The organism is Streptomyces sp. NPDC053426 (assembly GCF_055585405.1).
Genome location: NZ_JBVJKE010000014.1, coordinates 222,101 through 245,386 on the forward strand (window position 1 = coordinate 222,101; position 23,286 = coordinate 245,386).

General features: G+C 73.3%; 25 protein-coding genes and 1 pseudogene. 14 read left to right on the forward strand and 12 right to left on the reverse strand.

Annotation, left to right across the window (positions count from 1 at the left end; all coding sequences use genetic code 11):
- Positions 1-24: 24 nt before the first annotated feature.
- Positions 25-948: an NAD(P)/FAD-dependent oxidoreductase gene (locus ACZ62B_RS27455; protein ID WP_469692414.1), complete on the reverse strand. Its 924-nt coding sequence runs from the start codon at positions 946-948 to the stop codon at positions 25-27.
- A 93-nt stretch (positions 949-1,041) separates the two neighbouring features.
- Here ACZ62B_RS27455 and ACZ62B_RS27460 point away from each other — a divergent pair, with 93 nt between their 5' ends.
- The gene (locus tag ACZ62B_RS27460; RefSeq protein WP_469692416.1) at positions 1,042-2,130 is read left to right on the forward strand and encodes a saccharopine dehydrogenase NADP-binding domain-containing protein; all 1,089 of its coding nucleotides are present in this window, start codon (positions 1,042-1,044) and stop codon (positions 2,128-2,130) included.
- Positions 2,131-2,225: 95 nt separating this feature from the next.
- Here ACZ62B_RS27460 and ACZ62B_RS27465 read toward each other — a convergent pair whose 3' ends face one another.
- Both ACZ62B_RS27465 and rpmF read right to left on the reverse strand, forming a co-directional pair.
- Positions 2,226-2,657: a Fur family transcriptional regulator gene (locus tag ACZ62B_RS27465; RefSeq protein WP_468728043.1), complete on the reverse strand. Its 432-nt coding sequence runs from the start codon at positions 2,655-2,657 to the stop codon at positions 2,226-2,228.
- A gap of 231 nt (positions 2,658-2,888) precedes the next feature.
- The gene (gene rpmF, locus ACZ62B_RS27470; protein WP_073935406.1) at positions 2,889-3,059 is read right to left on the reverse strand and encodes a 50S ribosomal protein L32; all 171 of its coding nucleotides are present in this window, start codon (positions 3,057-3,059) and stop codon (positions 2,889-2,891) included.
- Positions 3,060-3,489: 430 nt separating this feature from the next.
- Here rpmF and ACZ62B_RS27475 point away from each other — a divergent pair, with 430 nt between their 5' ends.
- Both ACZ62B_RS27475 and ACZ62B_RS27480 read left to right on the forward strand, forming a co-directional pair.
- Positions 3,490-4,026 carry a Dps family protein gene (locus tag ACZ62B_RS27475; RefSeq protein ID WP_425578062.1) on the forward strand — a complete coding sequence of 179 codons (537 nt, stop codon included), beginning with the start codon at positions 3,490-3,492 and terminating at the stop codon, positions 4,024-4,026.
- A gap of 58 nt (positions 4,027-4,084) precedes the next feature.
- Positions 4,085-5,083 (forward strand): MerR family transcriptional regulator, encoded by a 999-nt coding sequence (locus ACZ62B_RS27480; protein ID WP_469692419.1) that lies wholly within the window; start codon positions 4,085-4,087, stop codon positions 5,081-5,083.
- A 140-nt stretch (positions 5,084-5,223) separates the two neighbouring features.
- Here ACZ62B_RS27480 and ACZ62B_RS27485 read toward each other — a convergent pair whose 3' ends face one another.
- Positions 5,224-5,886 carry a response regulator transcription factor gene (locus ACZ62B_RS27485; protein WP_344560230.1) on the reverse strand — a complete coding sequence of 221 codons (663 nt, stop codon included), beginning with the start codon at positions 5,884-5,886 and terminating at the stop codon, positions 5,224-5,226.
- Entirely contained in the window at positions 5,883-7,010 is a 1,128-nt protein-coding gene (locus tag ACZ62B_RS27490) for a sensor histidine kinase (protein ID WP_469692421.1), read from the reverse strand. The genes ACZ62B_RS27485 and ACZ62B_RS27490 overlap by 4 nt, the downstream gene beginning before the upstream one ends.
- A 231-nt stretch (positions 7,011-7,241) precedes the next feature.
- On the opposite strand from ACZ62B_RS27490, the gene ACZ62B_RS27495 reads away from it, so the two are divergent.
- Positions 7,242-7,604: a DUF6223 family protein gene (locus ACZ62B_RS27495; RefSeq protein ID WP_468728026.1), complete on the forward strand. Its 363-nt coding sequence runs from the start codon at positions 7,242-7,244 to the stop codon at positions 7,602-7,604.
- 444 nt (positions 7,605-8,048) lie between these two features.
- Here ACZ62B_RS27495 and ACZ62B_RS27500 read toward each other — a convergent pair whose 3' ends face one another.
- The gene (locus tag ACZ62B_RS27500) at positions 8,049-9,290 is read right to left on the reverse strand and encodes an MFS transporter (protein ID WP_469692433.1); all 1,242 of its coding nucleotides are present in this window, start codon (positions 9,288-9,290) and stop codon (positions 8,049-8,051) included.
- Between the two features lie 106 nt (positions 9,291-9,396).
- Between ACZ62B_RS27500 and ACZ62B_RS27505 the strand changes: the two genes are divergently transcribed.
- Complete coding sequence (locus ACZ62B_RS27505; protein WP_073935417.1) at positions 9,397-9,945, forward strand: TetR/AcrR family transcriptional regulator; 549 nt, start codon at positions 9,397-9,399, stop codon at positions 9,943-9,945.
- 208 nt (positions 9,946-10,153) lie between these two features.
- On the opposite strand, the gene ACZ62B_RS27510 is transcribed toward ACZ62B_RS27505, so the two are convergent.
- The gene (locus ACZ62B_RS27510) at positions 10,154-10,633 is read right to left on the reverse strand and encodes a GNAT family N-acetyltransferase (protein ID WP_344560440.1); all 480 of its coding nucleotides are present in this window, start codon (positions 10,631-10,633) and stop codon (positions 10,154-10,156) included.
- Between the two features lie 264 nt (positions 10,634-10,897).
- Between ACZ62B_RS27510 and ACZ62B_RS27515 the strand changes: the two genes are divergently transcribed.
- From ACZ62B_RS27515 to ACZ62B_RS27550, 8 genes are all read left to right on the forward strand, one after another.
- Positions 10,898-12,475: a low temperature requirement protein A gene (locus ACZ62B_RS27515; protein ID WP_469692423.1), complete on the forward strand. Its 1,578-nt coding sequence runs from the start codon at positions 10,898-10,900 to the stop codon at positions 12,473-12,475.
- A 365-nt stretch (positions 12,476-12,840) separates the two neighbouring features.
- Complete coding sequence (locus tag ACZ62B_RS27520; RefSeq protein WP_344560233.1) at positions 12,841-14,052, forward strand: ATP-binding protein; 1,212 nt, start codon at positions 12,841-12,843, stop codon at positions 14,050-14,052.
- Complete coding sequence (locus ACZ62B_RS27525) at positions 14,049-14,450, forward strand: roadblock/LC7 domain-containing protein (RefSeq protein ID WP_217132397.1); 402 nt, start codon at positions 14,049-14,051, stop codon at positions 14,448-14,450. Before ACZ62B_RS27520 ends, ACZ62B_RS27525 begins: the two co-directional genes overlap by 4 nt.
- On the forward strand, positions 14,447-14,821 hold the full coding sequence (locus tag ACZ62B_RS27530) for a DUF742 domain-containing protein (RefSeq protein WP_030827099.1): 375 nt from the start codon (positions 14,447-14,449) through the stop codon (positions 14,819-14,821). Before ACZ62B_RS27525 ends, ACZ62B_RS27530 begins: the two co-directional genes overlap by 4 nt.
- The gene (locus ACZ62B_RS27535; protein WP_344560234.1) at positions 14,796-15,398 is read left to right on the forward strand and encodes a GTP-binding protein; all 603 of its coding nucleotides are present in this window, start codon (positions 14,796-14,798) and stop codon (positions 15,396-15,398) included. The genes ACZ62B_RS27530 and ACZ62B_RS27535 overlap by 26 nt, the downstream gene beginning before the upstream one ends.
- A gap of 102 nt (positions 15,399-15,500) precedes the next feature.
- Complete coding sequence (locus ACZ62B_RS27540; protein WP_344560235.1) at positions 15,501-16,802, forward strand: cytochrome P450 family protein; 1,302 nt, start codon at positions 15,501-15,503, stop codon at positions 16,800-16,802.
- Positions 16,803-16,909: 107 nt separating this feature from the next.
- Complete coding sequence (locus ACZ62B_RS27545) at positions 16,910-18,175, forward strand: cytochrome P450 (RefSeq protein WP_344560236.1); 1,266 nt, start codon at positions 16,910-16,912, stop codon at positions 18,173-18,175.
- The gene (locus tag ACZ62B_RS27550; RefSeq protein ID WP_344560237.1) at positions 18,172-18,954 is read left to right on the forward strand and encodes an enoyl-CoA hydratase/isomerase family protein; all 783 of its coding nucleotides are present in this window, start codon (positions 18,172-18,174) and stop codon (positions 18,952-18,954) included. Before ACZ62B_RS27545 ends, ACZ62B_RS27550 begins: the two co-directional genes overlap by 4 nt.
- A gap of 45 nt (positions 18,955-18,999) precedes the next feature.
- Here ACZ62B_RS27550 and ACZ62B_RS27555 read toward each other — a convergent pair whose 3' ends face one another.
- Positions 19,000-19,584, reverse strand: a complete 585-nt coding sequence (locus ACZ62B_RS27555) for a DinB family protein (RefSeq protein WP_425578064.1) — start codon at positions 19,582-19,584, stop codon at positions 19,000-19,002.
- Positions 19,585-19,685: 101 nt separating this feature from the next.
- Here ACZ62B_RS27555 and ACZ62B_RS27560 point away from each other — a divergent pair, with 101 nt between their 5' ends.
- Entirely contained in the window at positions 19,686-20,651 is a 966-nt protein-coding gene (locus ACZ62B_RS27560) for a helix-turn-helix transcriptional regulator (protein ID WP_344560238.1), read from the forward strand.
- A 124-nt stretch (positions 20,652-20,775) separates the two neighbouring features.
- Here ACZ62B_RS27560 and ACZ62B_RS27565 read toward each other — a convergent pair whose 3' ends face one another.
- From ACZ62B_RS27565 to narY, 4 genes and pseudogenes are all read right to left on the reverse strand, one after another.
- Positions 20,776-21,393: a vitamin K epoxide reductase family protein gene (locus ACZ62B_RS27565; protein ID WP_344560239.1), complete on the reverse strand. Its 618-nt coding sequence runs from the start codon at positions 21,391-21,393 to the stop codon at positions 20,776-20,778.
- Positions 21,390-22,112 (reverse strand): respiratory nitrate reductase subunit gamma, encoded by a 723-nt coding sequence (gene narI / locus ACZ62B_RS27570; RefSeq protein ID WP_344560240.1) that lies wholly within the window; start codon positions 22,110-22,112, stop codon positions 21,390-21,392. Before narI ends, ACZ62B_RS27565 begins: the two co-directional genes overlap by 4 nt.
- Positions 22,112-22,918, reverse strand: coding sequence for a nitrate reductase molybdenum cofactor assembly chaperone (gene narJ / locus ACZ62B_RS27575; protein ID WP_468727998.1), 807 nt, complete (start codon positions 22,916-22,918; stop codon positions 22,112-22,114). The genes narI and narJ overlap by 1 nt, the downstream gene beginning before the upstream one ends.
- A pseudogene (gene narY, locus ACZ62B_RS27580) lies at positions 22,915-23,286 on the reverse strand (nitrate reductase subunit beta); the annotation flags it as partial. The gene narJ and the pseudogene narY, both read right to left, overlap by 4 nt.

Here is a 23,286-nt window from a genome sequence, read left to right on the forward strand (position 1 = left end):
GACGGCCCCCGCCGCACCCCGGTCTCAGCCGCCCAGGCCGGCGTCCTCGCGGAAGAGTTCCTGGTCGAGCCAGACCGCGGCACGGGCGCCGTCGGCGGCACCGGTGATCACGAAGGTGAGAGCGTCCGGCAGGGCCTCCAGCCGGGCGGTGTCCCCGGCCGCGTACACACCGGGCACGGACGTGCGCTGGAACTCGTCCACCCGCACACAGCCGTCCGGGAGGACCGCGCATCCCAACTCCTCGGCCAGCGGGGAGTGCTGACGGGTGGGCGCCCGGTGGTAGACGCCCTGCCGCTCGAGCAACCGTCCGTCGGCGAGGACCAGGCGGACGGCCCCTTCCTCCCCCTCGACGCGGGTCACGGCCGTCTCCTCCACGGCGATCCCGGCCTCGGCGAGACGGCCCGCGGCCTGCTCGGGCACCGGGTGGCCGTCGGTGCACACGATCACGTCCTCGCTGAACCGGTCGGCCACGTACAAGGCCTGCATGACCTGCGGCAGTTCGTGCCCCAGGACGGCCAGGCTCATCCCGCTGGTCTCCCAGCCGTGGCAGAACGGGCAGTGGTACACCCCCCGGCCGAACAACGCGGACAGGCCCTCCACCCGCTCGTCGAGCACGTCGACCTGCCCCGTGGCGAGGACCAGTTTCCGGGTCCGCTCCACGGTGCCGTCGGCCAGCGTCAGGGCGAACCCTCGGGGCTCGGGCGCGGCGGCGGTGACGGTCGCCTCGCGTACGGCCACGTTCGGGTAGGCGGTGAGCTGTTCCCGGCCTATGCGGCGCAGTTCGGCGGGCGGGAAGCCGTCCCGGCTGAGGAACATGTGCATATGAGCCGCGGGCGCGTTGCGCGGGCGGCCCGAGTCCAGCAGGAGGACCCGCCTGCGCTGACGCCCGGACACCAGCGCCGCGTTGAGGCCGGCGGGCCCTCCGCCCACCACGATCACGTCGTACATCGTCGTCACTTCTTCCTCGGTCCGTCGAATAATGACTACGATAATAATTATCATTTTCATCAACTGGATCAGTGGGAAACAGGAGGAACACCGGTGCGACACCAGGCGGCCATCGGAGTCATAGGCGGTTACGGAGCGGTCGGCGGCGCGGTCGTACGGCGGCTCCACCGGGCGGGTGTCCACCCGCTGCTGGTGGCCGGCCGCGATCGGGGCCGGGCGGAAGCGCTGATCGCGGGCCTCTCGGAGGGCGGCCCGGACGTGGGCGCCCTGACGGTGGACCTGACCGACCCCGGCTCGCTGGATCGCTTCACGGCGGGTTGCCGGCTCGTCGTCAACTGCGCGGGGCCTTCGTACCGCGTCCTCGACACGGTCGCCCGGGCCGTGCTGCGAGGCGGCGCGGACTACGTCGACGCGGCCGGTGACGACCCGGTCCACAACCTGCTGTCCGCCGACGGGGCCGCCGGGCGATGGGGGGCGGCCGGACGCGCGGCCGTGCTGTCCGCCGGCGCGCTTCCGGGCCTGTCCTCGCTGCTGCCCCGCGCGCTGGCCGCCCGCGCCACCGGTCCCGTCGCACTGGACGCCTACGTCGGCGGTGTCGCGCCGCTCACCCCGGCCGCCGCCGGTGACGTGCTGCTCGGCCGCGGACCGGAGCACGGTACGCCGGCGGCCGCCTGGCACGAGGGCCGGATGCGGGAGCGCGCGCTGGCCCCCCGCCGGGGGGTGCGGCTCGACGCCTTTCCCGCACCCGTCGACGCCTTCCCCTTCCTGTCCACCGAGGCCGTCCGGCTGGCCCGGGCCACGGGCATCGGCCGGGTGCGCTGGTACACCGTCTTCGGCGGCGGACGCCTGGCCGAGGAACTGGCCATGGCATGGGCACTGGACGCCACGGACACCGCCGACCTGGTCGCGGCGGCCGACGAGGACGTGCGGCGCCACGGGGCCTGGTACGGACAGGAGTTCCACCTCTGGGACGGGGCGACGGACGGCCCGCCCACCGCGAGGCTCGTCCTGCGCGCCCCGGACTCCTACGAGCTGAGCGGGTTCCTCGCCGCCGCCACCGCTCTCCGGGTGCTCGACGGGTCGGTCGCTCCCGGTGTGCACTTCGCCGCGGACGTGCTCGACCCCGCGCGGGTCACCGAGGAGCTGGCGGCCGATGGCGCGGCGGAGCTCAAGACGCTGTGAGTGTCCGCCGGGGCGCTCCCGACCGGTGGGCAGGGCCGGGGGAGCGCCCCGAGGGACAGGCGGCCGAGCAGGTCGTCGGTGCGCTCGGCGGCCGGTCAGGGGGAGGTTCGGCGGTCGACCGCCCCTGGGCGGCAGCCGGCGCACACGCCCGTGAGTTCGACGGTGTGGTCCACCGCGTGGAACCCGATGTCGCGCGCGGTCCTCGCCACCCACTGTTCGACCTCGTCGGAGTCCACCGCCAGGCTGAGCCCGCACTCCCGGCAGACGAGGTAGTGACGGTGGCCGTCGTCCGGCCTGGGCCGGTAGAGGCGTTCACCGTCACTGTCCCGCATCACGTCGACGTGCCCGGCCGCCTCCAGTAACCGGAGCGTGCGGTAGACGGTGGTCAGCCCCACCGCCACGCCGTCCCCGACCAGAGCGGCGTGCAGGGTCTGCGCCGAGACGAAACCGTCGCAGGCGTGCAGGGCCCCGAGGACCGCGGCTCGCCGCGGGGTCGTGCGCCACTCGCCGTGGGCCGTTCCGTACATGAGTGTGCCTCCCGTCGCATCCGGACGCCTTCGTGATCCGGTCGGGCGACCGCCGTCGGACTCCGGTGGCCGTGCTCGGGATCGCAGTCCTCCCCGGTGTCCCACGCGGGGAGGGGATCGTCCGCCGGACTCGATGAGCGGGTGTCCGAAGCGGCCGTCCCGGGTGAGCCGGCCGGCCTCCTCCGGCAGGTCGTCCCGCAGCGTGCGGCAGACGCTGCGAGGACACCGGCGTCAGTCCTCCGGGCGCAGCAGACCGCGTCGGTAGGCGGGCACGAGGTGCTGCGGAACCCGGTGGGTCACACCGTCCACCGTGACCGGCACCAGGTTCGGCGTCGCCGCCTTCCACTGGGCCCGGCGGTGACGGGTGTTGCTGCGCGACATCTTGCGCTTGGGCACGGCCATGGGACGTTCCTCTCGGTCGGGACGGTCGTCCGGTGCGGACCGCGCCGGGCAGACGCCGACAGTATACGACAATGATTTTCATATGCGACAACTGCACGGTCCGACGAGCCGAAACGATCCTGGCGAGGGGCGTCGGCGCTCGGTCCGGGAGCCCGCGGTCCCGCGACCGATGGTGTCCGTCGCCGTCATGACTTCCCGTCACCACCGGATGTGAGGCGGAGTCATGTCCCGGGAGCCGGGCAGGGCACCCGGACCCGCCCCCCCCGCGTTCGTCCGCGGTGCTCCGAACCGGTGAGAAAGGAAGGGCGGGGACGTGGTGGTGCGACGAAGCCGGAGAACCGGTGATTGTCTTCTTGTCCCGTTGCCCACTCACACGAGGAGTGTCGTCGTGCCTTCGGACCATGCGGACATCTCGTACACGATCCCCGGAATGAGCAAGCAGGACAGTCAGAACATCATCGAGTTGCTGCAGATGCGTCTGCATTCCCTGAACGACCTCCACCTGACGCTCAAGCACGTCCACTGGAACGTGGTGGGGCCTCACTTCATCGCTGTGCACGAGATGATCGATCCGCAGGTCGACGAGGTCCGCTCGATGACCGACGATCTCGCTGAGCGGATCTCGACGCTCGGCGGCGAGCCGAACGGTACCCCCGGTGCGCTGGTGGAGCGGCGCACCTGGGACGACTACTCGATCGGGCGCGCCGAAGCCATCGAGCACCTCGGGGCGCTCGACCTCGTGTACACCTCGGTGATCAAGGACCATCGCGAGGCCATGCGGTCCACCGAGACCTCCGACCCGGTCACGCAGGACATGCTCATCGAGCAACTGCGCGGACTGGAGCTCTTCCAGTGGTTCGTTCGCGCGCACCTGGAGTCCAGCGGCGGCAGGCTCAGCACCCGTGGCGCCACCACGGAGACCGGCGCCGCAGGACAGGCGGCCGACCAGGCACGCAACCAGCCGTGATCGCCACAAGGAAGCGACGCGGACAACATGCGTCGTTTGTGCGTCGTAACGTGGGGGAGTGGACATCGGCGACGGCGATGGTGACGAGGCGGAAGTGCGACGCGGTGGCGGGCTGACCACCGGTGAGGTGGCGCGACGTCTGGGGGTGGCGCCGACGACGGTCCGTTCCTGGGACCGCCGCTACGGACTCGGCCCCGCCGCGCACACCGGTGGCCGGCACCGGCGCTGGACCGCCGGGGACCTCGCCCGGCTGGAGCGGATGTGCGCTCTGACGGCCACGGGACTGCCACCGGCCGAAGCCGCCCGCCTGGCCCTCGACGGGACGGGCGCGGGCACGCCCCCGTGCGAAGAGGGCGAGCCTCCTGCCCCGCGGCCGGTGGCCCGCGCGCGCAGCCGGGCCGGAACGGGTCTGCGACTCGGCGACGTGCGCCAGGAGTGCAAGGGGGTCGCCCGCGCGGCCCTGCGTCTCGACGCCGCCGCCCTCGACGAACTGCTGAGGGACGCGATCGAGGAACACGGCCTGGTCGCGGCCTGGACGGAGGTGATCGTGCCGACGCTCCAGGCGGTCGGCCGTAAGTGGGAGAGTTCGGGAGAGCGGTACGTCGAGGTCGAGCACTTCCTGTCCTGGCACGTCTCCGGCGCGCTGCGGCGCCACGCGCCACCCGTGCCGGCCGGTCGCCCCGGTGCCACCACGGTGCTCGCCTGCGTGCCCGCGGAGAACCACACACTGCCGCTCGAGGTGCTGGCCGCCGCGCTGACCGAACGGGGTCTGCCCATACGCATGTTCGGCGGCTCGCTGCCCGTCGGGTCCCTCGTCGCCGCGGTACGCAGGACCGGACCGGCCGCGGTGGCCCTGTGGGCGCAGTCCCGCACCACGGCCAGCCGGCCACTGGCCCAGCACATCGCGGCGCTCGAGTGGGGCGTGCGCGGCGCCCGCAGGAAACCGGTCGTCCTCACGCTCGGCCCCGGCTGGGCCGGGCAGACCACCCCGGGGTTGCCGCACCCTCCCGGGCTGGCGGAGGCCGTCGCGGCGGTCGAGTCCGCCGTCGTCAGGTGAGGTGACGCCTGTCGGGTACGCGCGTGCGGTGGTGCCGTTCTCGAAGGCCGGCCCCGGCACGCTGTTATCCGACGCCGCACCGGCTGGAGACGGAGGAGACGGGGCGTCGTGGCGCACCGGCCCGGTCGACGGCGCGGGGGTCAGAAAGCGCGCGGGGTCACCAGGCCGGATTCGTAGGCGAGGACCACGAGCTGGGCGCGGTCGCGGGCGTGGAGCTTGGCCATGGCCCGGTTGATGTGGGTCTTGGCGGTCGACGGGCTGATGACCAGGCGGTCGGCGATCTCGTCGTTGGACAGGCCCTGTGCGGCCAGGGCGACCGCCTCGCGTTCGCGGCCGGTCAGTTCCTCCAGCCCGTCGCCGACGCGGGCGGGCGTCGGCCGGGCGACGTACCGGTCGATGAGTTTGCGGGTGATGGCGGGCGCGAGCAGGGCGTCGCCGCGGGCGGCGACGCGTACGGCGTGCAGGAAGTCCTCCGGCAGGATGTCCTTGACGAGGAAGCCGGCGGCGCCGGCGCGCAGCGCGTCGAAGACGTACTCGTCCATGCCGTAGTTGGTCAGCACGACGACGTGCACGCCGGCCAGGGCCGGGTCCGCGGCGATGCGCCGGGTCGCCTCGATGCCGTCCATGACGGGCATCTGGATGTCGACGAGAGCGACGTCGGGCAGCCGCTCCCTGGCGAGCACCAGGGCCTCTTGGCCGTCGGCGGCCTCGGCCACCACCTCGATGTCGTCCTCGAGGTCGAGCAGCGCGCGGAAGCCGCTGCGGATGAGCGGCTGGTCGTCGACCAGCAGGACCCGGATCACGAGGCTCCGTTCGTGGGAAGTTCGGCCCGGACGGTGAAGCCGCCCGTGCCGCGTGGCCCGGTGCGCAGCCGGCCGCCCAGGGCCGTGACGCGTTCGCGCATGCCGAGCAGCCCGAGGCCGGGCGTCGGTGCCGGGTGCGAGGGGGCCTTTCCGTCGTCGTCGACGCGGATGGCGAGGGCGTCCGGCCGGTAGTCGATGAGCACCGAGGCGGTGGTGGCGGAGGCGTGCCGGGTGACGTTGGTGAGCGACTCCTGGACGATCCGGTAGGCGGTACGGCTCACCGCGGCCGGCACGGCGTGCGGATGTCCTTCGACCGTCAGGGTCGTCTCCAGGCCGGTCGTCCGGAACCGTTTCACCAGGTTCGGGATCTGGTCGAGTCCGTGCGGCGGGGTGGTGTCGTCGTCGCGCAGCGCCTCGAGGGTCGCGCGCAGCTCCCGGCTCGCCTCCCGGCCGGCTTCCTGGATCGCCAGCAGGGCCTTCGGCACCTGCTCGCCCCGCCGCCGGGCCACGTGGACCGCGACCTCGGACTGCACCTTGACGACCGAGATCTGGTGGGTGAGCGAGTCGTGCAGCTCCCGCGCGATGCGCAGCCGCTCCTCGTCGGCCCGGCGGCGCGCGGTCTCCTCGCGGGTGCGCTCGGCTTCCTCCGCCCGCTGCTCGGCCTGCCGCACCGCCTCCCCGGTGGCGAAGGCGGCGATCAGCCACGCGATCTCAAGGGTGCTCCGGGCCTGTGCCACGACCTCGCGCGCGGGCCCGCCCTGGGAGATCAGGGCGGTGAGGGGGAGCACGGTCAGCAGGCCCAGGGACGCCGCGAGTGCGACGACGCGGTGCCCGGCGCGTACCGCGCCGTGGACCGCGACCAGGTAGGAGACGGCGAGCACCTCGAACCCGGCCGCCTGGTGGCCCACCGCGCACAGCCCGGTGACGGCCAGGACCACGAGCGGGGCCCGGCGGCGCGCGGCCAGCGCCAGCCCGCCGGCCGCCAGCAGCGCGGAGCCGAGCAGCTCACGGCCCCCGGCCGGGTGCGGTCCCGACAGCCCGGCGCCCAGCGACAGCGCTGCCACGCCCACGGCGATCACCCAGTCGGTGACTCCGGCCGGGACAGCGAGCCGCCCTTTGTCCATGGGTGCACCGTAGCCGGATGCGGCGGTGGGCGAGTCCGACTCACGGAGGAGCGGCCGGCTACCGCGTGCGTGGTACCGGCGCGTCGCCCGGCGCGTCCGCGGTATCCGGATGCCGCGGCGGCGGCAGCGGGAAGTGTCCGCGTCTGCCGGACGACCGGCGGGAGGGCCGGCGCGCATGCTCTCCCCGTACACCGGATCTCGGAAGCAGCGACGGAGAAGGAGGAGAGCGGCATGAGTGCTTCAGCAGCGCTGGCGGCGGCCGCCGAGGGCGGGATCATCGGCGACGGGCGGACCGGTGCCAACCTGGCCCTCGGGGTGGGGGCGTTCGGCCTGGCCATCGGCTGGCTGGCCCTGGCCCGCGCCGGCGGCCGGATCAGCGCCGGCAACGCGCGCATCGGCGGGATGTCGGCCATCGCGGTGGGAGCGGTCGGCACGGTCCTCGCGGTGCTGCACGCGGCCACCTCCAGTGGCGGTCCCGGCACCGGCAACGGGCTCGTCGGCGCCATCGTGGCCATCCCGCTGGGGCTGGGCGCCGTGCTCCTCGGCCGCCGGGCGCTGACCCGGTGCCGCCGTGCCGACCGGATGCCCGTCTGACCCCCCGGGTCACGGCGTGCGTGCGGCCACCGCACGCCCGACCCCGTGGTCGGCGGCACCGACGGCCGGCACCGCGGCCCCGGCGACCACCGGGACGGTGGCGGGGCGAAGACCGGGGTGGTGCCGAGCGCGAGCGGGATGGCCCGGGGACGGTGCGCTCGGGGGCGCGGACCTCCTCGCCGGGAGCGGCGATGCGCGCGTACCCGGCGAACGCGAAGAACAGCGGGCCCGCGGCCCGGAGCACCCCGCCGAACGTGACGTCGTCCCCGATGTCCGGCCGTGTCGCGTCCGGCGCGGACGAGGTGGGGCCGGCGACCGCCACGGCGGCGAGCACTGCCGGTACCACCGTGACGATCACGCGGGTCGGCAGGGGGACTTCTGCGCTTCCGGGCCCGCTCGACGGCGCTCCACCGTGCGGCCGCGGACCAAGCCGTGGCCGGGAGGTCAGGGGCCGGGGCGTTCGAGGTGTTCGTCCGTCGTCGACGGCTGGGAGGCCGGAGCGGCGGCGGTCAGTGTCGTGCGGCGGGTGCCGACGGCGGGGGCGAGGAAGACCGCCACGGCGACGAAGGCCAGGACGACGGTCATCGCGGTGCGCAGGCCGTAGTGGTCGCCGAGGAAGCCCAGGCCGGGAGGTCCCACGAGGAAGGCGACGTAGCCGATCATCGCCACGAGGCTGACGCGGGCGGCCGGGTCGGGCCCGGAGTCGCCGGCCGCGGAGAGGGCGAGGGGGAATCCGAGGGATGCCCCCAGTCCCCACAGGAGCACGGCCGCTCCGGCGAGGAAGGCGTTGTCGGCGAAGACGACGACGGCCAGGCCGAGTGCGGCGGAGACCGCGCTGGCGCGGACGACGGGGGCGCGGCCGAAACGGTCGATGAAGAACCCGCCGCCGAAGCGGCCGACCGTCATGGCGGCGGCGAAGCCCGCGTAGACGGCTGAGCCCAGGGCGGGGTCCATGTCGTGCCCGTCGACCATGAGCAGGGGCAGCCAGTCGTTGGCCGCCCCTTCGGCCAGGGCCATGGTCAGCACGATCCCGCCGATCAGCAGCAGGCGCCGGTCCTTGCGGACCGCGGGCCGGCGGGACTTCGCCCCGCCGGCCCGCTTGTCGCCGCGGGTCCGGCCGACGCCGTGGGGGATGGCCCGCAGGGCGTGGGCGAAGGCGGCGGCGGTGACGGCGGCGACGGCTGCCAGGTGCCAGTGCACGGGGAAGCCGACGGCGGTGCACAGGATGCCGAGCGAGGCCCCCACGACGGTTCCGAGGCTGAAGAAGCCGTGCAGCGTGGGCAGGACCGTACGGCCGGTGATCCGCTCGACCTCGGCGCCGTCGACGTTGACCGCCACCTCACCGCCGCCCATGCCGGCACCGAAGAGGAAGAGCCCCGCCGTGACGGCCGGCGCGGACGACCACAGCGCTCCGCAGCCGATCACCGCCATGCTGAGGATGACGAGCGCGGTTCCCGCCCCCATGACCGGCCGGGTCCCGAACCTCGCCACCAGCGCCCCGGAGCCGAGGACGCCGAGCATCGAACCGACGGAGAGACCGAACAGGACGATTCCCATCTGCGCGGTCGAGGCGCCCAGTTGGTCCCTGATGTCGGGTGTGCGTGTCACCCAGGAGGAGATCGACAGGCCGGGCATGAGGAAGAAGAGGAACAATGCCGTGCGGCGGCGGCGTGTGGCCAGGTCTATCACTGCGGGCTCGATCCAGACGTGAGGCGGCCGGGGACGCGACCGCCCACGGAGTGAGTATGTACAAACGTACATGCCCGTGGGGAAGCGCAGGAAGGGGACACCCATGTCGGGCAGCTCACGCGGGCCCAACGACCCGGGACGCCGGGACCGCATCGTCGAGGCGGCCCTCGACGTGATCGCCGAGCACGGGGTCACGGGCGCCACGCACCGGCGCATCGCCGAGGCCGCGGGCGTCTCCCTGGGATCGATGACGTACTACTTCGAGGGCAGGCAGCAACTGCTCGTCGAGGCCTTCACCCGGCTCGCGGAATCGATGTCCGCCCGCTACCGCGAGCCGCTGGAGGCGGCCGAGACCGTGGAGGAGGCGCGCGCCGCCGTGGTGGAGATCATCTGCGGCACGCTCTGGGGCAGCCCCCGGGAGCTGGTGCTCAGCTACGAGCTGTACGCCTTCGCCTCCCGCAACCCCGCGCTGCTCGACGTCATGCGGTCCTGGATGAGGGCCAGCCGCACGTCGTTGAGCCGGCACTTCGACGCCAGGACGGCCCGGGCCCTGGACGCGCTGGTGGAAGGGCTCAGCATCCACAACTCCATGGACGCCGAACCCATGAGCCGTCAGGACGTCGCCGCGATCGTGCGGGCGGTCAGCACCTGATGACGACTCGGTCCGCGACCGCGGTCGTCGCGTGGCGGCCTGACGGCACGGCACCGGCCTCCCGCCACCGTGCGGCACCTCGCCGTTCACGCGGTGCCGACTCGCACCGGACCGGCCACGAGGCTGTCGACTCCTCGGCCGAATCGCCGAAGCGCGCACGGGAGACGCCACGGAAGGCAGGAGGGGCGAGCCCGTCGCGCGTCACGGGTCAGGCCTTCGCCGCGGTGCCGGCCACCGCCCCCGGCGGGCGCGTCATGAAGACGTCGATCGGGTCCTCGGCTTCCACGACGAATCCGTGACGCTCGTAGAGCCGGCGGGCGGCACTGCCCTGCAAGACGTTCAGACCCACGGTCATGCCCCGCGCGTCGGTCCGCTCCAGCACCGTGCGCAGCACGGCGGACCCGAGCCCTCGGCCCTGGCGGCGCGGGGCGATGTAGAAGTGCTCCAGCCACTGTCTGCCCCCGGCGGGCCGGACCGTGACGCATCCCGCGAGTTCACGGCCGAGCATGATGACCGACGTGTACCGCGGGGAGAAGGAGTCCCGCAGCCGCTGCCGTACCCGGTGTTCGTCGTAACGCCCGAGGCGCTCCAGATCCGCGCGCATGACCGTGGCCCGCAACTCCGCGATCACCTCGACGTCCGCCGCCACCGCGGGACGCGGCGCCCAGCCCGCGGCGTGCGCCGGCATGCTTCCCGCGGGCACCGTCACGTCCGGTCGCGTCCCGCTCCCCGTCACCTCGGCGTCCATGGCCGGAGTATCTCAGTCCGTCTGCTCCGGACGGCCGGAGGGGCGACTGAAACCGGCCTGCCCGGTCCGCTGCCGATGGGTGCCGGGGCGGTGGCGCGGGAACGGCCGTGAGGCGTCTCGGGAGTGGCGCGGCGGGGAGTCCGGGCACCGCACCGGCGCCGCCCGCCCCGCCCCGGAACCACGACCCGCGAAGGGGACACCGAGGTGACCGGGAACGGATGGCCGGCCGGCCGCATCGACACCGAGAACGCGCACTCCGCGCGGATCTACGACTACGTCCTCGGCGGCAAGGACTACTGCCCGGCGGACCGGGAGGCCGGCGACGCCATGACCCGGGAGTGGCCCGCCCCGCCCGTCCGCATGCGCGCCGGCCGGGAACGGAGCGATCGCCCGCGAGCCGTGGCGTTCCGGCCCGGACGCCGGTGTGCCGCGGACGAATCCCGGCGGCCGGGCCCGCCGATGTCGGCGGCGATGCCGTGCGCATGCGTCATCATGCTGCTCATGAGTGACCCCGAACACGGCGGCCCGGCCGGCGGCGGCAGGCTGGCGCACAGCCGGAAGCCGATGACCGGCCGTGACCCGGAGGAGCCGGGCAGGTCCGCCACGCCCCTGGAGCTGCTGTTCGACCTGACGTTCGTGGTGGCGGTGGGCACCGCGGCCTCCCACTTCGCCGAGATGCTCGCCGAGGACCACGCCCTGGAGGCCGTCGGCGCCTTCACCCTGGCGATGTTCGCGATCAGCGTCGCCTGGATCAGCTTCAGCTGGTTCTCCTCCGCGTTCGCCACCGACGACTGGCACTACCGGGTCCTGACCATGGTGCAGATGGTCGGTGTCGTCGTGTTCTCCCTCGGCCTGCCGGCGATGTTCCACTCGGTCGGGGAGGGCGAGCACCTGGAGCTGCGCGCCATGGTGATCGGGTACGTCGTGATGCGGATCGCCATGGTGCTGCAGTGGTGGCGCGCGGCCCGCGAGTCTCCCCCGTTCCACGACGTGGGGACGCGGAACATCCGCTGGACCGTGCTGGTCCAGCTCGGCTGGATCGTGGTGGGCTTCACGCATCCGACGCTCGCGGTGGCGTTCGTCGCCTTCGCCGTGCTGGGCGTCGTGGAGCTGGTCCTGCCGCTGCTCGCGCAGGGCCGGGCCGGCGGTACGCCGTGGCACCCGCACCACGTCGCGGAACGGTACGGCCTGTTCGCGATCATCACGCTCGGCGAGGGAGTGGTCGGCACCGTCGCCTCGTCCGGTGACCTCCTGGGCGGCGCGGCCGGGACCGACTGGAGCGCGGACGCGGTCGCCGTGGTCGTCGCCGGTGTGGGCCTGACCTTCGGCATGTGGTGGGTGTACTTCACCACCCCGTTCGGCGCCATCCTGGTCCACCGGCGTCAGCGCGGGTACCTCTTCGGCTACGGCCACATCCCGCTGTTCATCGGCATCGCCGGCGCGGGCGCGGGGCTGCACGTGGCGGGCCTGTACCTGGAGCACCACGCGAGGATCGGCGGTGTCGCCGTGGTGCTGTCGCTGGCGCTGCCGGTCGGCCTCTACCTGCTGATGGTGTATCTGCTGCACACGCTGCTGCTGTCCGCGGGGGACAGGTTCCATCTGCTGCTGATCTCCCTCACCCTCGCGGTTCTGGCCGCGGCGGTGCTCCTCGCCGCCGCCGGGGTGGGGACGGCGGTGTGCCTGCTGGTGGTGATGCTCGCCCCGTTCGTCACCGTGGCCGGCTACGAGACGATCGGCCACCGTCACCAGCGGCGGATGCTGCGCGACCTCGGTACGGGGTGACAGCCCGCGGGGCCCGGGGCCCGTCCGCGAGGGCCACCGACGCGTCGACGTCGTGTTTCCGTGCCGTCCACGTGGCCGCAAGGTGCCGTTGGCGCCGGGGAGCGGCGCGGTGTGTGGGTCTCGTGAGGGTCGCCAAGTGGCCTCCGGAAGAGGCGGGTTACCCCAGCCGAACTGATAAGATCATCGAACTTTCAGTAGGCTGGCGGCGCGTCATGAACGCGTACGGGGGACAGTCTCTAAGGCCCCATCGCTGAGGAGTTGAGGCTTGGTCCGCCGTAGGCCCGCGCCGTTCGACGGCCCGGACCCGTTCCACGCATGCGCGGACCTGCCGGACTCCCGGCGCGATGCGACTTGAAGAGAGTCTCATGACGTCATTGATCGGGGATCCGCTGCTGTGGATCCTGCTTGTGGTGCTCGCTGCTGCGGTGTTCGCAGTGCAGCGGGCCCGGAGAACCAACCTGGCGCTCCGAAGAACGAAGAACGACCTGGAGACCGGACTGGGCCAGGCCCAGGGCCGGATCGACCAGCTCCAGGGGCACATCGCCTCCCTGGACACCCAGCACCGCGGTGACCTCGCGGACGTCAGGGCGGACGCGGAGTCGTCGACCAAGGCGGTACTGAAGTCGGCGATGGGCACGCTCCAGTCGCTCGCCGAGGAGCAGCAACTGCTGCTGGACGGGCTGCTGCAGAAGTACGGCAACGACACCGAGGTGCTGGCGGACCTGATGTCGGTGGACCACACCGGCAGCCAGTTCAGCCGACGTGCCAAGGGCATCTCGGTGCTGTGCGGCGGCTGGCTGGGCCGGCGCGAGGGCGTGGCGACCGTCTACGACGTGGCCCGCAGCGCGCAGGGCCGCATCAAGGACTTCAACCGGGTGAGCATCCACGCGCAGGCGAGCGTCGGCGTCACCAGCAAGGCCGTCGAGCCGGTGGCGGTGGTACTGGCCGAACTGCTGGACAACGCGACCACGTACAGCGCGCCGGGCACACCGGTCGAGGTCAACATCCAGGCCGTGCCGACGGGCGTGTGCTTCATCGTCGACGACGCCGGTCTGGGCATGGACCAGGAGACCAAGGACCGGGCGGCGACGCTGCTGGCCGCCGACGGCCCCGTCGACATCACCGGTCTCGGCGACCCGCCCCGGTTCGGGTTCGCGGTGTGCGGCATGCTCGCCGCACGGTACGGCTTCGCCGTCTCCGTCGGTTCGGTGTCCCCCTACGGCGGAGTGCGCGCAGTGATCCGAGTACCGGAGAGCCTTCTGGCGGCCGAGGCCGTCACCCCCGCCGAACCCGTCCGGGAATCCGCCGGCCGGGGCGAGGAGAGCACCCCGCAGCGGCTGGCGCCCGTCCCGGTCGGCCCCTCGCACGTGGTGGGCACGACGACCGGCGGGCTGCCCAAGCGCCGCCGGCGCCAGGGGCCCATCTCCGTGGTGCCGGCGCCGCAGGACACGGCCGGCACCGACCAGCAGACGTCCGAGTCGGCCGGCGAGGTGACCGCGTCGCGCCTGGGGGCGTTCGCACGCGGCACCCAGCTCGGACGGACCACGAACACCACGGAAGGACCTGACCACCAGTGAACACCGACCTGTCGTGGGTGCTGAACGACGTGCTCGAGGTGCGTGGTGCCCGCCACGCGGTCCTCGTCTCGGGCGACGGCCTGCTGCTGCAGCGTTCGGACGAGATCTCACGCGACGACGCCGAGACGAACGCCGCCGCGATGAGCTCCATGCAGTCCCTCAGCCGGGCGGTCGCCGGTTTCGTCGGGGCGGGGCACGGCATCTGGAAGCAGACGCTGCTGGAGTACGACGGCGGCTGGATCTTCCTGATCGCGGCCGGGCAGGGCGCCTACCTCGCCGTCTCGGCGGCGCTGGACGTCGACATGGAGGCCATGTCGTTCCGCATGCAGAAGACGGTGGCGGCGCTGAGCAAGGCGATGAGCGTGGCCCCGCGCTCCGACAACGGCGCCGGCGTATGACGACGCCCGGCGAGGAAGCACCCGTCACCAGTGACTTCGTCCGCTCCTACGTCATCACGGGCGGCCGGAGCCTGCCGTCCTCGGACGAACTGGCGCTGCACACCTTGGTCACCCTGGCTCCCGAGCGGACGCTTCCGCTGGGGGCCGGCCCCGAGGTCCGGGCGATCTGGGAGCTGTGCGCGGGTGGCTACCTGTCGGTCGCCGAGGTGGCGGGCCACCTCGGCCTGCCCGTCGGGGTGGCCCGGCTGCTGCTCACCGATTTAGCCGAGCAGGGACACCTGCTGCGCCGGGCCGAGCCGCCCCGGGCCCAGAACGTTGACAGAGCGACCCTCGAGAAGGTTCTGAATGGACTCCAATCCCTCATCGGCTGAGACGGCCCAGAAGTCCATCTACGTCTCCAGCGCGGTGACCAACGCCGCCAAGATCCTCGTCGTCGGGCATTTCGCCGTGGGCAAGACGACCTTCATCGGCTCGCTGTCGGAGATCACTCCGCTGCGCACCGAGGAGAAGATGACCCAGGCGTCCGTCCACATCGACGACCTGCGGGGCGTGGCGGACAAGACCACCACCACGGTCGCCCTGGACTTCGGCCGCCTCACCCTCAGCGACGACCTGGTGCTGTACCTGTTCGGCACCCCGGGCCAGCAGCGCTTCATGCAGCTGTGGGAGGACATGGCCCGCGGCGCGCTCGGGGCCCTGCTCCTGGTCGACCCGGGACGTCTGGAGGAGACCTTCCCGGTCATCGACCTCATCGAGCGGTACGGCCTGGAGTACGCCATCGCCGTCAACTGCTTCGACCCCGCCGCCACCTACGGCGAGGCCGAGGTGCGCGAGGCGCTCGACCTGCTCCCGGACACCCCGGTCGTCTACTGCGACGCCCGCGACCAGCAGTCGTCCGCCAAGGCGCTGATCGCCCTGGTGCGGCATCTGCTCGACCGCGCGGCCTGACCGCCCCGCCCCCCCGCCCGGACCGGGAACAGCGGTTCTCCGACCACTAAGGAAGACTTCATGGACCCCCAAGCACCGTCTGCCACCGTCAGCAGATGCCCCATGCACGACGCCGCGTTCGCCGCCGACCCCCAGCAGGTCTACGACCGGCTGCGCGCCCACGCCCCGGCCGGCCCCGTCGAGCTCGCCCCCGGCGCGGACGCCACGCTGGTCGTCGGCCACGAGACGGCGCTGCGCGTGCTGCAGAACACCGAGCTGTTCGCCCGCGACGCCCGCCGCTGGAAGGCGCTGGCCGAGGGCCGCATCGGCATGGACAACCCGGTGCTGCCGATGATGGCGTACCGGCCCAACTGCCTGTTCACCGACGGCGCCGTGCACCTGCGGCTGCGCAAGGCCGTGGTGGACAGCCTGGCCCGGCTCAACATCACCAGGATCCGGCGCGACGTCGAGCCGATCGCCGACTACCTCCTCGACCGGTTCAGCGAGCGGGGGCGCGCCGACCTGCTCAACGACTACGCCAAGCTGCTGCCGCTGCTGCTGTTCAACAAGCTGTTCGGCTGCCCGGCGGACATCGGTGACACCCTCACCACCGCCATGTCGGCGATCTTCGACGGCAAGGACGCGCTGCGCGCCAACGAGGACCTCACCGCCTGCCTCATGGAGCTGATCGCGCTCAAGCGGCGCTCGCCCGGCGACGACGTCACCTCCTGGCTGATCCAGCACCCCGCCGGGCTCACCGACGAGGAGCTCAAGGACCAGCTGGTGATGCTGATGGGCGCCGGCGTCGAACCCGAACGCAACCTCATCGGCAACGCCCTGGTGCTGCTGCTGTCCGGGGCGGGCGGCCGGCAGAGCGGCATGCTGATCGAGGAGGCGCTCGACCACGTGCTGTGGAACCAGACGCCCATCGCCAACTACGCCACCCACTACCCGGTCCAGGACGTCGACCTCGGCGGCCACGTGGTGGAGGCGAACACCCCGGTCGTCATCTCCTTCGCGGGCGCCAACAGCGACCCCGCGCTCGCCGAGGCCCGCCGCGCCCACAGCAAGGGCGCCCATCTCGCCTGGGGGGCCGGACCGCACGCCTGCCCCGCCAAGGACCCGGCGCAGGTCATCGCGACCACCGCGATCGAACGGCTCCTCAACGCGCTGCCCGACCTCGCCCTGGCCGTGCCGGAGAAGGACCTGCAGTGGCGGCCGGGCCCGTTCCACCGGGCCCTGGTCGCGCTGCCCGTGACCTTCAGCCCCACCGCCGCCACCCGGATGGCGGCCGCGCTGCGGGGCCGGACCCCGGAACCGGGCGCGCAGCAGTCCTTCCCCGCGGCCGCGTCCGCGCCGGTCCGGCAGGAACCGGGACGGAAGAAGGGATTCTGGAGCAGTTTCCTGGACATCTTCCGTGTCTGATGCACCGCATGTGACGGGAGCAACACACAGGGGCGCATGACACGAGCGGGTGGAAGGGTAGGTTCCGGCGGTACTTGATCGGTAGCGCCCAGCCAAAGGAGCTCTGCGTGACCGCCGTCGGCGACATACGCGGCACCATCAACGACCGCCGAGCCGTCATCTCCCTTCTCCGCCGGCTGCGTTCCGGCGAGGGGCAGGCCGACCCCCTTCCCGTCTGGGCGGAGATGCGTGCCCTGGGGGACGTCGTACGCGCCCCCTGGGGCGGTTACTTCGTCACCGGGTTCGAGGCATGCAGCCAGGTCCTGCGCGGCAGGAACTGGCTGGTGCCGGACTTCGCCTGGCAGGAACGGCAGCCCGACCCGGGCCGCTGGCAGGCACCCGCCACCCGCGAGATGACCCGCACCCTGCCCCGCCTCAACGCCCCCACGCACACCTGCCAGCGGCGTGCCCTGGGCAACCCGTTCGACCGCTCCGCCCTGGAGGGCCTGCGCCCCCGGGTCGCCGCCCTCGCCTCCGGCCTCCTGGACGGCCTGGAGGAGCGGCTGCGCGCCGACGGGGAGGCCGACTTCGTCACCACCGTCGCCGAACAGCTCCCCCTGCTGACCGTGGGCGACTGGCTCGGCATCCCCCCGGAGCACTACGCGCACATCCTGGACTTCACCCACCGGCAGGTCTACGCCCAGGAACTGCTGCCCACCAAGAGCGAACTCGCCGTATCGGCCCGGGCCACGCTGGAGATGCGGACCTACTTCACCGAACTGATCCGGCAACGGCGGGCCCGCCCCGGCGACGACGTCCTCACCGGCTGGATCCACCACTGGGACGCCCGGTACCCCGACGACCGGGCCGCCGCGGACCAGGTGATCTACGACCTGACGATGTTCATCACCATCGCCTCGCTGGAGACCAGCGCGGTGCTGCTGGCCAACACCGTGTGGTTCCTCACCCGGGACCCCTCACGCGCCGCATGGCTGCGCCGGCACCCGGGCCACATCGACGACGCGGTCGAGGAGACCCTGCGCTACGACCCGCCCGTGGTCGTCAACTCCCGTGTCGCCGCCGACGACACCGTCCTCGCCGGCACACCGATCGCCAAGGACACCACCGTCCACGTGCTCTACGGGGCGGCCGCCCACGACCCCCGCCGCAACCCGGACCCCCACCTGTTCGACATCCGGCGCGGCGGCGGCCACCTCACCTTCGGCGGCGGCGCCCACTACTGCCTCGGAGCGGCGCTCGCCCGGCTGGAGGCCCGGGAGCTGCTCACCCAGGTGCTGGAACGCTTCCCCACGCTGCGGCCCCTCGCACCCCCCGCCTACGACACCTCCCGCGTCGTCTTCCGCCGCATCACCTCCCTGAAAGTCACCGCATGAACGCCCCGTCCCTCGCCGGTCTCCCCGCCGACCGGACACTGAAGACCCTGCGCACCCACCGCCGGGGTCCCCTCCTCACCGTCGAACTGAACGTCCCCGAGCAGGGCAACGCCGTCACCGACGCCATGCTCGACGACCTCCTCACCGTCCTCGACGACCAGGACCCGGCGGTACGGGTCCTGGTGCTGGCCGCCGCCGGTGATGACTTCTGCCTCGGCGGCGACCGCGGCGAGTTCGCCGAGCACCTCGCCCTCGACCCCACCGGCGGCGGCATCCGGGCCTCCGGGACCCGGGCCCGGCGCGTGTGCGAGGCGCTCACCGCCAACCCCGCCGTCACCATCGCCCGGGTCCAGGGCAGAGCCATCGGCGCCGGACTCGCCCTCGCCCTCGCCTGCGACCTGCGCGTCGGCGCCGACACGGCGACCTTCCGCCTGCCCGAACTCGCCCTCGGCCTGCCCACCGCCTGGGGCGGGCTGCTTCCCCGCCTCATCAGCGAGGCGGGGGCCGCCCGCGTCCGCGACATCGTCCTCACCGGGCGCGTCTTCGACGCCGGCGAGGCCCGCTCCCTGTCGATCCTGCAGAAGGTCGTGCCGCAGGACGCCCTGGACGCGGCCGTCACGGCCTGGGCCAAACCCGTCCTGCGGCGGCCGGCCCCCGCCCTGCGGGTCACCAAGGCCCTGCTGAACTCGCTCACCGCGTCCACCCGCCTTGCCGACGCCTCGGTCCTCGATCCCGAGCTGATGGCGGCGGTCCTCACCCAGCAGCACCGGCCCGGCTGACCGCGGGCGTTCCGTTCGGCGGGCGGACGCGGTGATCCGCGCCGGTCAGGTGGACGTCTGTCCGTCGAGCGTCTCGCGCAGGATGTCGGCGTGCCCCGCGTGCTGCGCGGTCTCGGAGATGAGGTGCGCCAGCACCCCGCGCACACTGCGCACCGCTCCCGGCTCGTACCAGGGGGCCTCGGGCAGCGGATGGGCCGCCGACAGGTCGGGCACGGAGGCGACGATCTCCTCGGTGCGGGCGGCGACCCGCGCGTAGCGGGCGAGGACGCCGTCCAGGGTGTCGCCGGGCAGCATCCGGAAGTTGTTCTGGTGGTCGATCACCCACCGCGGGATCTCGCGGGCGGTGCCGGCCGCGAGGTCGGCCCAGGTGACGCCGTCGGGCAGGTCGTGGCGCATCGCGGACGGGCCCTCGGTCGCGAAGGCCATCCACGCCTCCTCGATGGCCGCGACGTGCTTGATCAGCCCGCCCAGGCACAGGGCGCTGACCGTCGGTCGCGCACCGGCCTGTTCGTCGCTCAGTCCGCGCGCCGTGGCGGTCAGGGACGCCCGCGCGGTCGCGAGCGTGGCGAGCAGATCGGCCCGTTCGGCGTCGAGAGCGGGCGGCCGGGGCGTGGCGGTGGTGGTGGTCACGGTGATCGGATCCTTCTGGTCGTCGTCGTGGTCGGACACAGGAGAACCGTCGCAGGGGAAGCGGTCAGGTCGTGTCCTCTTCCCGGGGCAGGATCGGCACCATGCCGAAAACCTCAGCCCGACTGCTGTCCCTGCTCTCCCTGCTCCAGGCCCGCCGCGACTGGCCGGGGGCGCTGCTGGCCGAACGGCTGGGAGTGAGCCCGCGGACCGTACGCCGTGACGTCGACCGACTGCGCGAACTCGGCTATCCCGTCGCGGCCTTCAAGGGACCCGACGGGGGATACCGGCTGGACGCCGGCACCCGGATGCCACCGCTGCTGTTCGACGACGAGCAGGCCGTCGCCCTCGCCGTCGCGCTGCGGACCGCCGCCACCACGGGTGCCGCGATCCGGGAGGACGCGGCCCGCGCCCTGGCCACCGTCCGGCAGGTCATGCCCGCGCGGCTGCGCCACCGCGTCGACACCCTCCGGGTGACCACCGTGGAGCCCGCGGCCCGTCCGCACCCACCCGTCGACGGCGCGCTGCTCATGACGCTGAGCGCCGCCGTCCACGCCGGCGAAGTGCTGCGCTTCGACTACGCCCGCGCCTCCCCGCCGCGCCGGGTGGAACCGCACCATCTCGTCAGCCGGGGCGGACGCTGGTACCTCGTCGCCTTCGACCTCGACCGCGCCGACTGGCGCGTCTTCCGCGCCGACCGGATCACCCCGCGCAGCCCGACGGGGCCCCGCTTCACACCGCGCGAGGTGCCCGGAGGCGATGTGGCCGCGTTCGTCACCGGCAGGTTCCGCGGAGCGGACGGCTCCGGCGAGTGGCCCTGCCGCGGAGAGGTGATCCTGGACCTGCCCGCCGCCACCGTCTCCCGCCACGCCCACGACGCCGTCGTCGAGGGACTCGGCCCCGACCGCTGCCGGCTCGTCCTGGGCTCCTGGTCGTGGACCGCCCTGGCCGCCGGCGTCGGACGGTTCGACGCCGCCGTCGAGGTCGTCGGCCCGCAGGAACTCAAGGACGCCTTCGCACTCCTGGCACACCGTTACGCCCGCGCGGCGACCGGTACGCCCGGCGCCTGACCCGCGGTCTTCGAACCGAACCGCTCGACAAGACCCGGGGGGACGGGCGGCGCGGGAGCGCCCCGGTCGTACGGCCACCACGGCATGAAGGTCCACCACGCCGTCGGCACGGGGGAGGCGTCGGCTAGAGCAGGCTGCTCCAGTACGTCCAGAAACGGGTCAGGACCAGCAGCACGACCACGCCGTACCAGCCGGCCAGCAGCAGCCAGTGGGACTCCAGGACCAGGTCCAGGGCGGCGCGACCGCGCCGGGGCACGGGAATGACGCCGTGCGCGCAGTTGCGCAGGGTCACGTACCAGAACAGGGCGATGGTCACCACCCAGACGACGGCGCAGTACGGGCAGAGGCGGTCGAGTTCGTACAGCGACTGCCAGATCAGCCAGTGGACGAACCCCACCGCCGCCAGCGCCCCGCCGTTCAGCGCCAGCCACAGCGCCCGGTGCAGCCGCGCACCCGTCAGCACGGCCACACCGAGGACGGCCACCGCGGCGAAGGCGCCCAGGCCGATCAGCATGTTGGGAAAGCCCAGCAGGTTCCCCTGCGGGCTCGCCATGGCGCTGCCGCAGCCCACCACCGGGCTGATGTCGCACGACGGCACGTAGTCGGGGTCCTTGAGCAGCCGCCAGTCGTCGACCGCCAGGCGCAGGGAGGCGAGCCAGCCGACGACCCCGGTCAGCGTCATCAGCCAGCCGACGCGCCTCCCCGGCGCCGGTGCCGACGCCGGGGAGGCCGCCCCGCTCATGCGGCCCGCCGCCCGCCCGGCGCGGTGGCGGCGGCCGTGCGCCGCCGGTAGACCACGTACGGGCGTACGAGGTAGCCGACCGGCGCGCTCCACACGTGGACGAGCCGGGTGAACGGCCAGACGGCGAAGAGCAGACAGGCGGTGAGCGCGTGGAGCTGGAACAGCAGCGGGGCCCCGGCGATCGCCCCGGGCTCGGGGGAGAGGGCGAACAGTCCCCGGAACCACACCGAGACGGTGGAGCGGTAGTCGTAACCGGCGCCGAAGACGTTGTGGCCGGCGGTGGCGGTGATGCCGAGCAGCACGGTCGCGGACAGCAGCGGGAAGAGGACCTTGTCGCTGCGGTCGGTGCGGAGCCGGATCCGGCGGGTCAGCAGCCGGCGGGCGCACAGCATGCCGAGTCCGGTGACCATGGCGATCCCGGCGACCGAGCCGCCCCACACGGAGATGGTGTGGTACGTGTGCTCGTCGACGCCGGCGGCCTCGGTCCAGGAGGCCGGTACCGCGAGACCCGCGACATGCCCGCCGATGACCATGAACGCGCCGAGGTGGAACAGCGGGCTGCCCCAGCGCAGCCACCGGTGCTCCAGGAGCTGGCTGGTGCGGGAGGTCCAGCCGAACTGGTCCTGGCGGTAGCGCCAGACGTGCCCGACGGCGAACACCGCGAGGCAGATGTAGGGGACGGCGACCCAGAGGAGCAGGTCGGCTGCGGAGGTGTTCATCAGTGGTCTTCCTGACGGTGCGCGGCGGACGGCGGCACGAGGGTGGGTGAAGCCTGCTCGGGCGGGACGAACGAGCCCGGCGGCGCGAACTCACCGGCTCCGTAGGCCCCGTACGGGTCGATCCCGACGTCCTCGTTCGGCGGGCCCTCGGCGGCCAGTTCGGCCACCGCCCGCAGATCGGCCTCGGTGGGCGGCGGCAGCAGCTCGATCAGCGCCGCCAGGACGTGCCGGTAGGGGGAGTCCGCGTCGCTCAGGGCGCGGTGGACCAGTTCGATGCCGCGCCGGTGCTGCCGCAGCGGTGCCTCGCCCCGGCCGGGGCCGGTCAGGGCGGCGAACTCGAGGACGACCGGGAGGTGGTCGGGGAGTTCGCCGGCGTCGGTCTCCCAGCCGGCCGCGCGGTAGCGCTGGGCGAGGGTGAGCAGGGCCATGCCGCGGCGGCGGGTGTCGCCGTGCAGGTAGTAGGTGAGGTAGAGGCTGCTCTTGCGGCGCAGGTCGAACATCTCGACGTAGTGCCGCTCCAGGGCGTCGGTCTCCTGCCCGGTGAACCAGGCGGTGAACTCGGCCAGGTGCCCGGCCGCCGGTGAGGGCGGCAGCGCCCCGACGGTGGCGGTGAGCACCGGCCGGGCGGCGGCGAGACCGGCGTCGGGGTACTGCAGCAGCAGCGACATCAGCCGCAGCAGCAGTGCCCGTTGTTCCGTCTCCTCGGGGGTGAGCGGCGCGGTGCGTGAGGTCCTGTCCGGGCGGCGCAGGGCGGCCCGGACCCGGGTGCGGACGATCCCGGGCACGGTGGCGGGCAGGGGGGTCACGGGTGGCCTCCGGCGGGGGTGTCGGTGGAGCGGCGGCGCAGGGTGGGGATGCCGAGCATCACGCGGCGGCCGTCGGAGGGCTGGGGGTCGCCGGAGGACTCGACGGGGCAGCGGTTCTCCATGGCGGTCAGCGCGGCGGCGTCCTCCTTGTGCGCGGCGGGGACGACGTAGCGGTCCTCGTACTTGGCGACGGCGAGCAGCCGGTGCAGGTCCTCGGCCTCCTGCCCGGTGAGGCCGACGGCCTTGACCACGGCCTCGTCGCCCTCCTCGCCCAGGGTGCGCTCGCGCATGTACGAGCGCAGCGCGGTGAGCTTCATCAGGACCCCGCCGACGACGTCGGTGTCCCCGGCGGTGAACAGCTCCGCCAG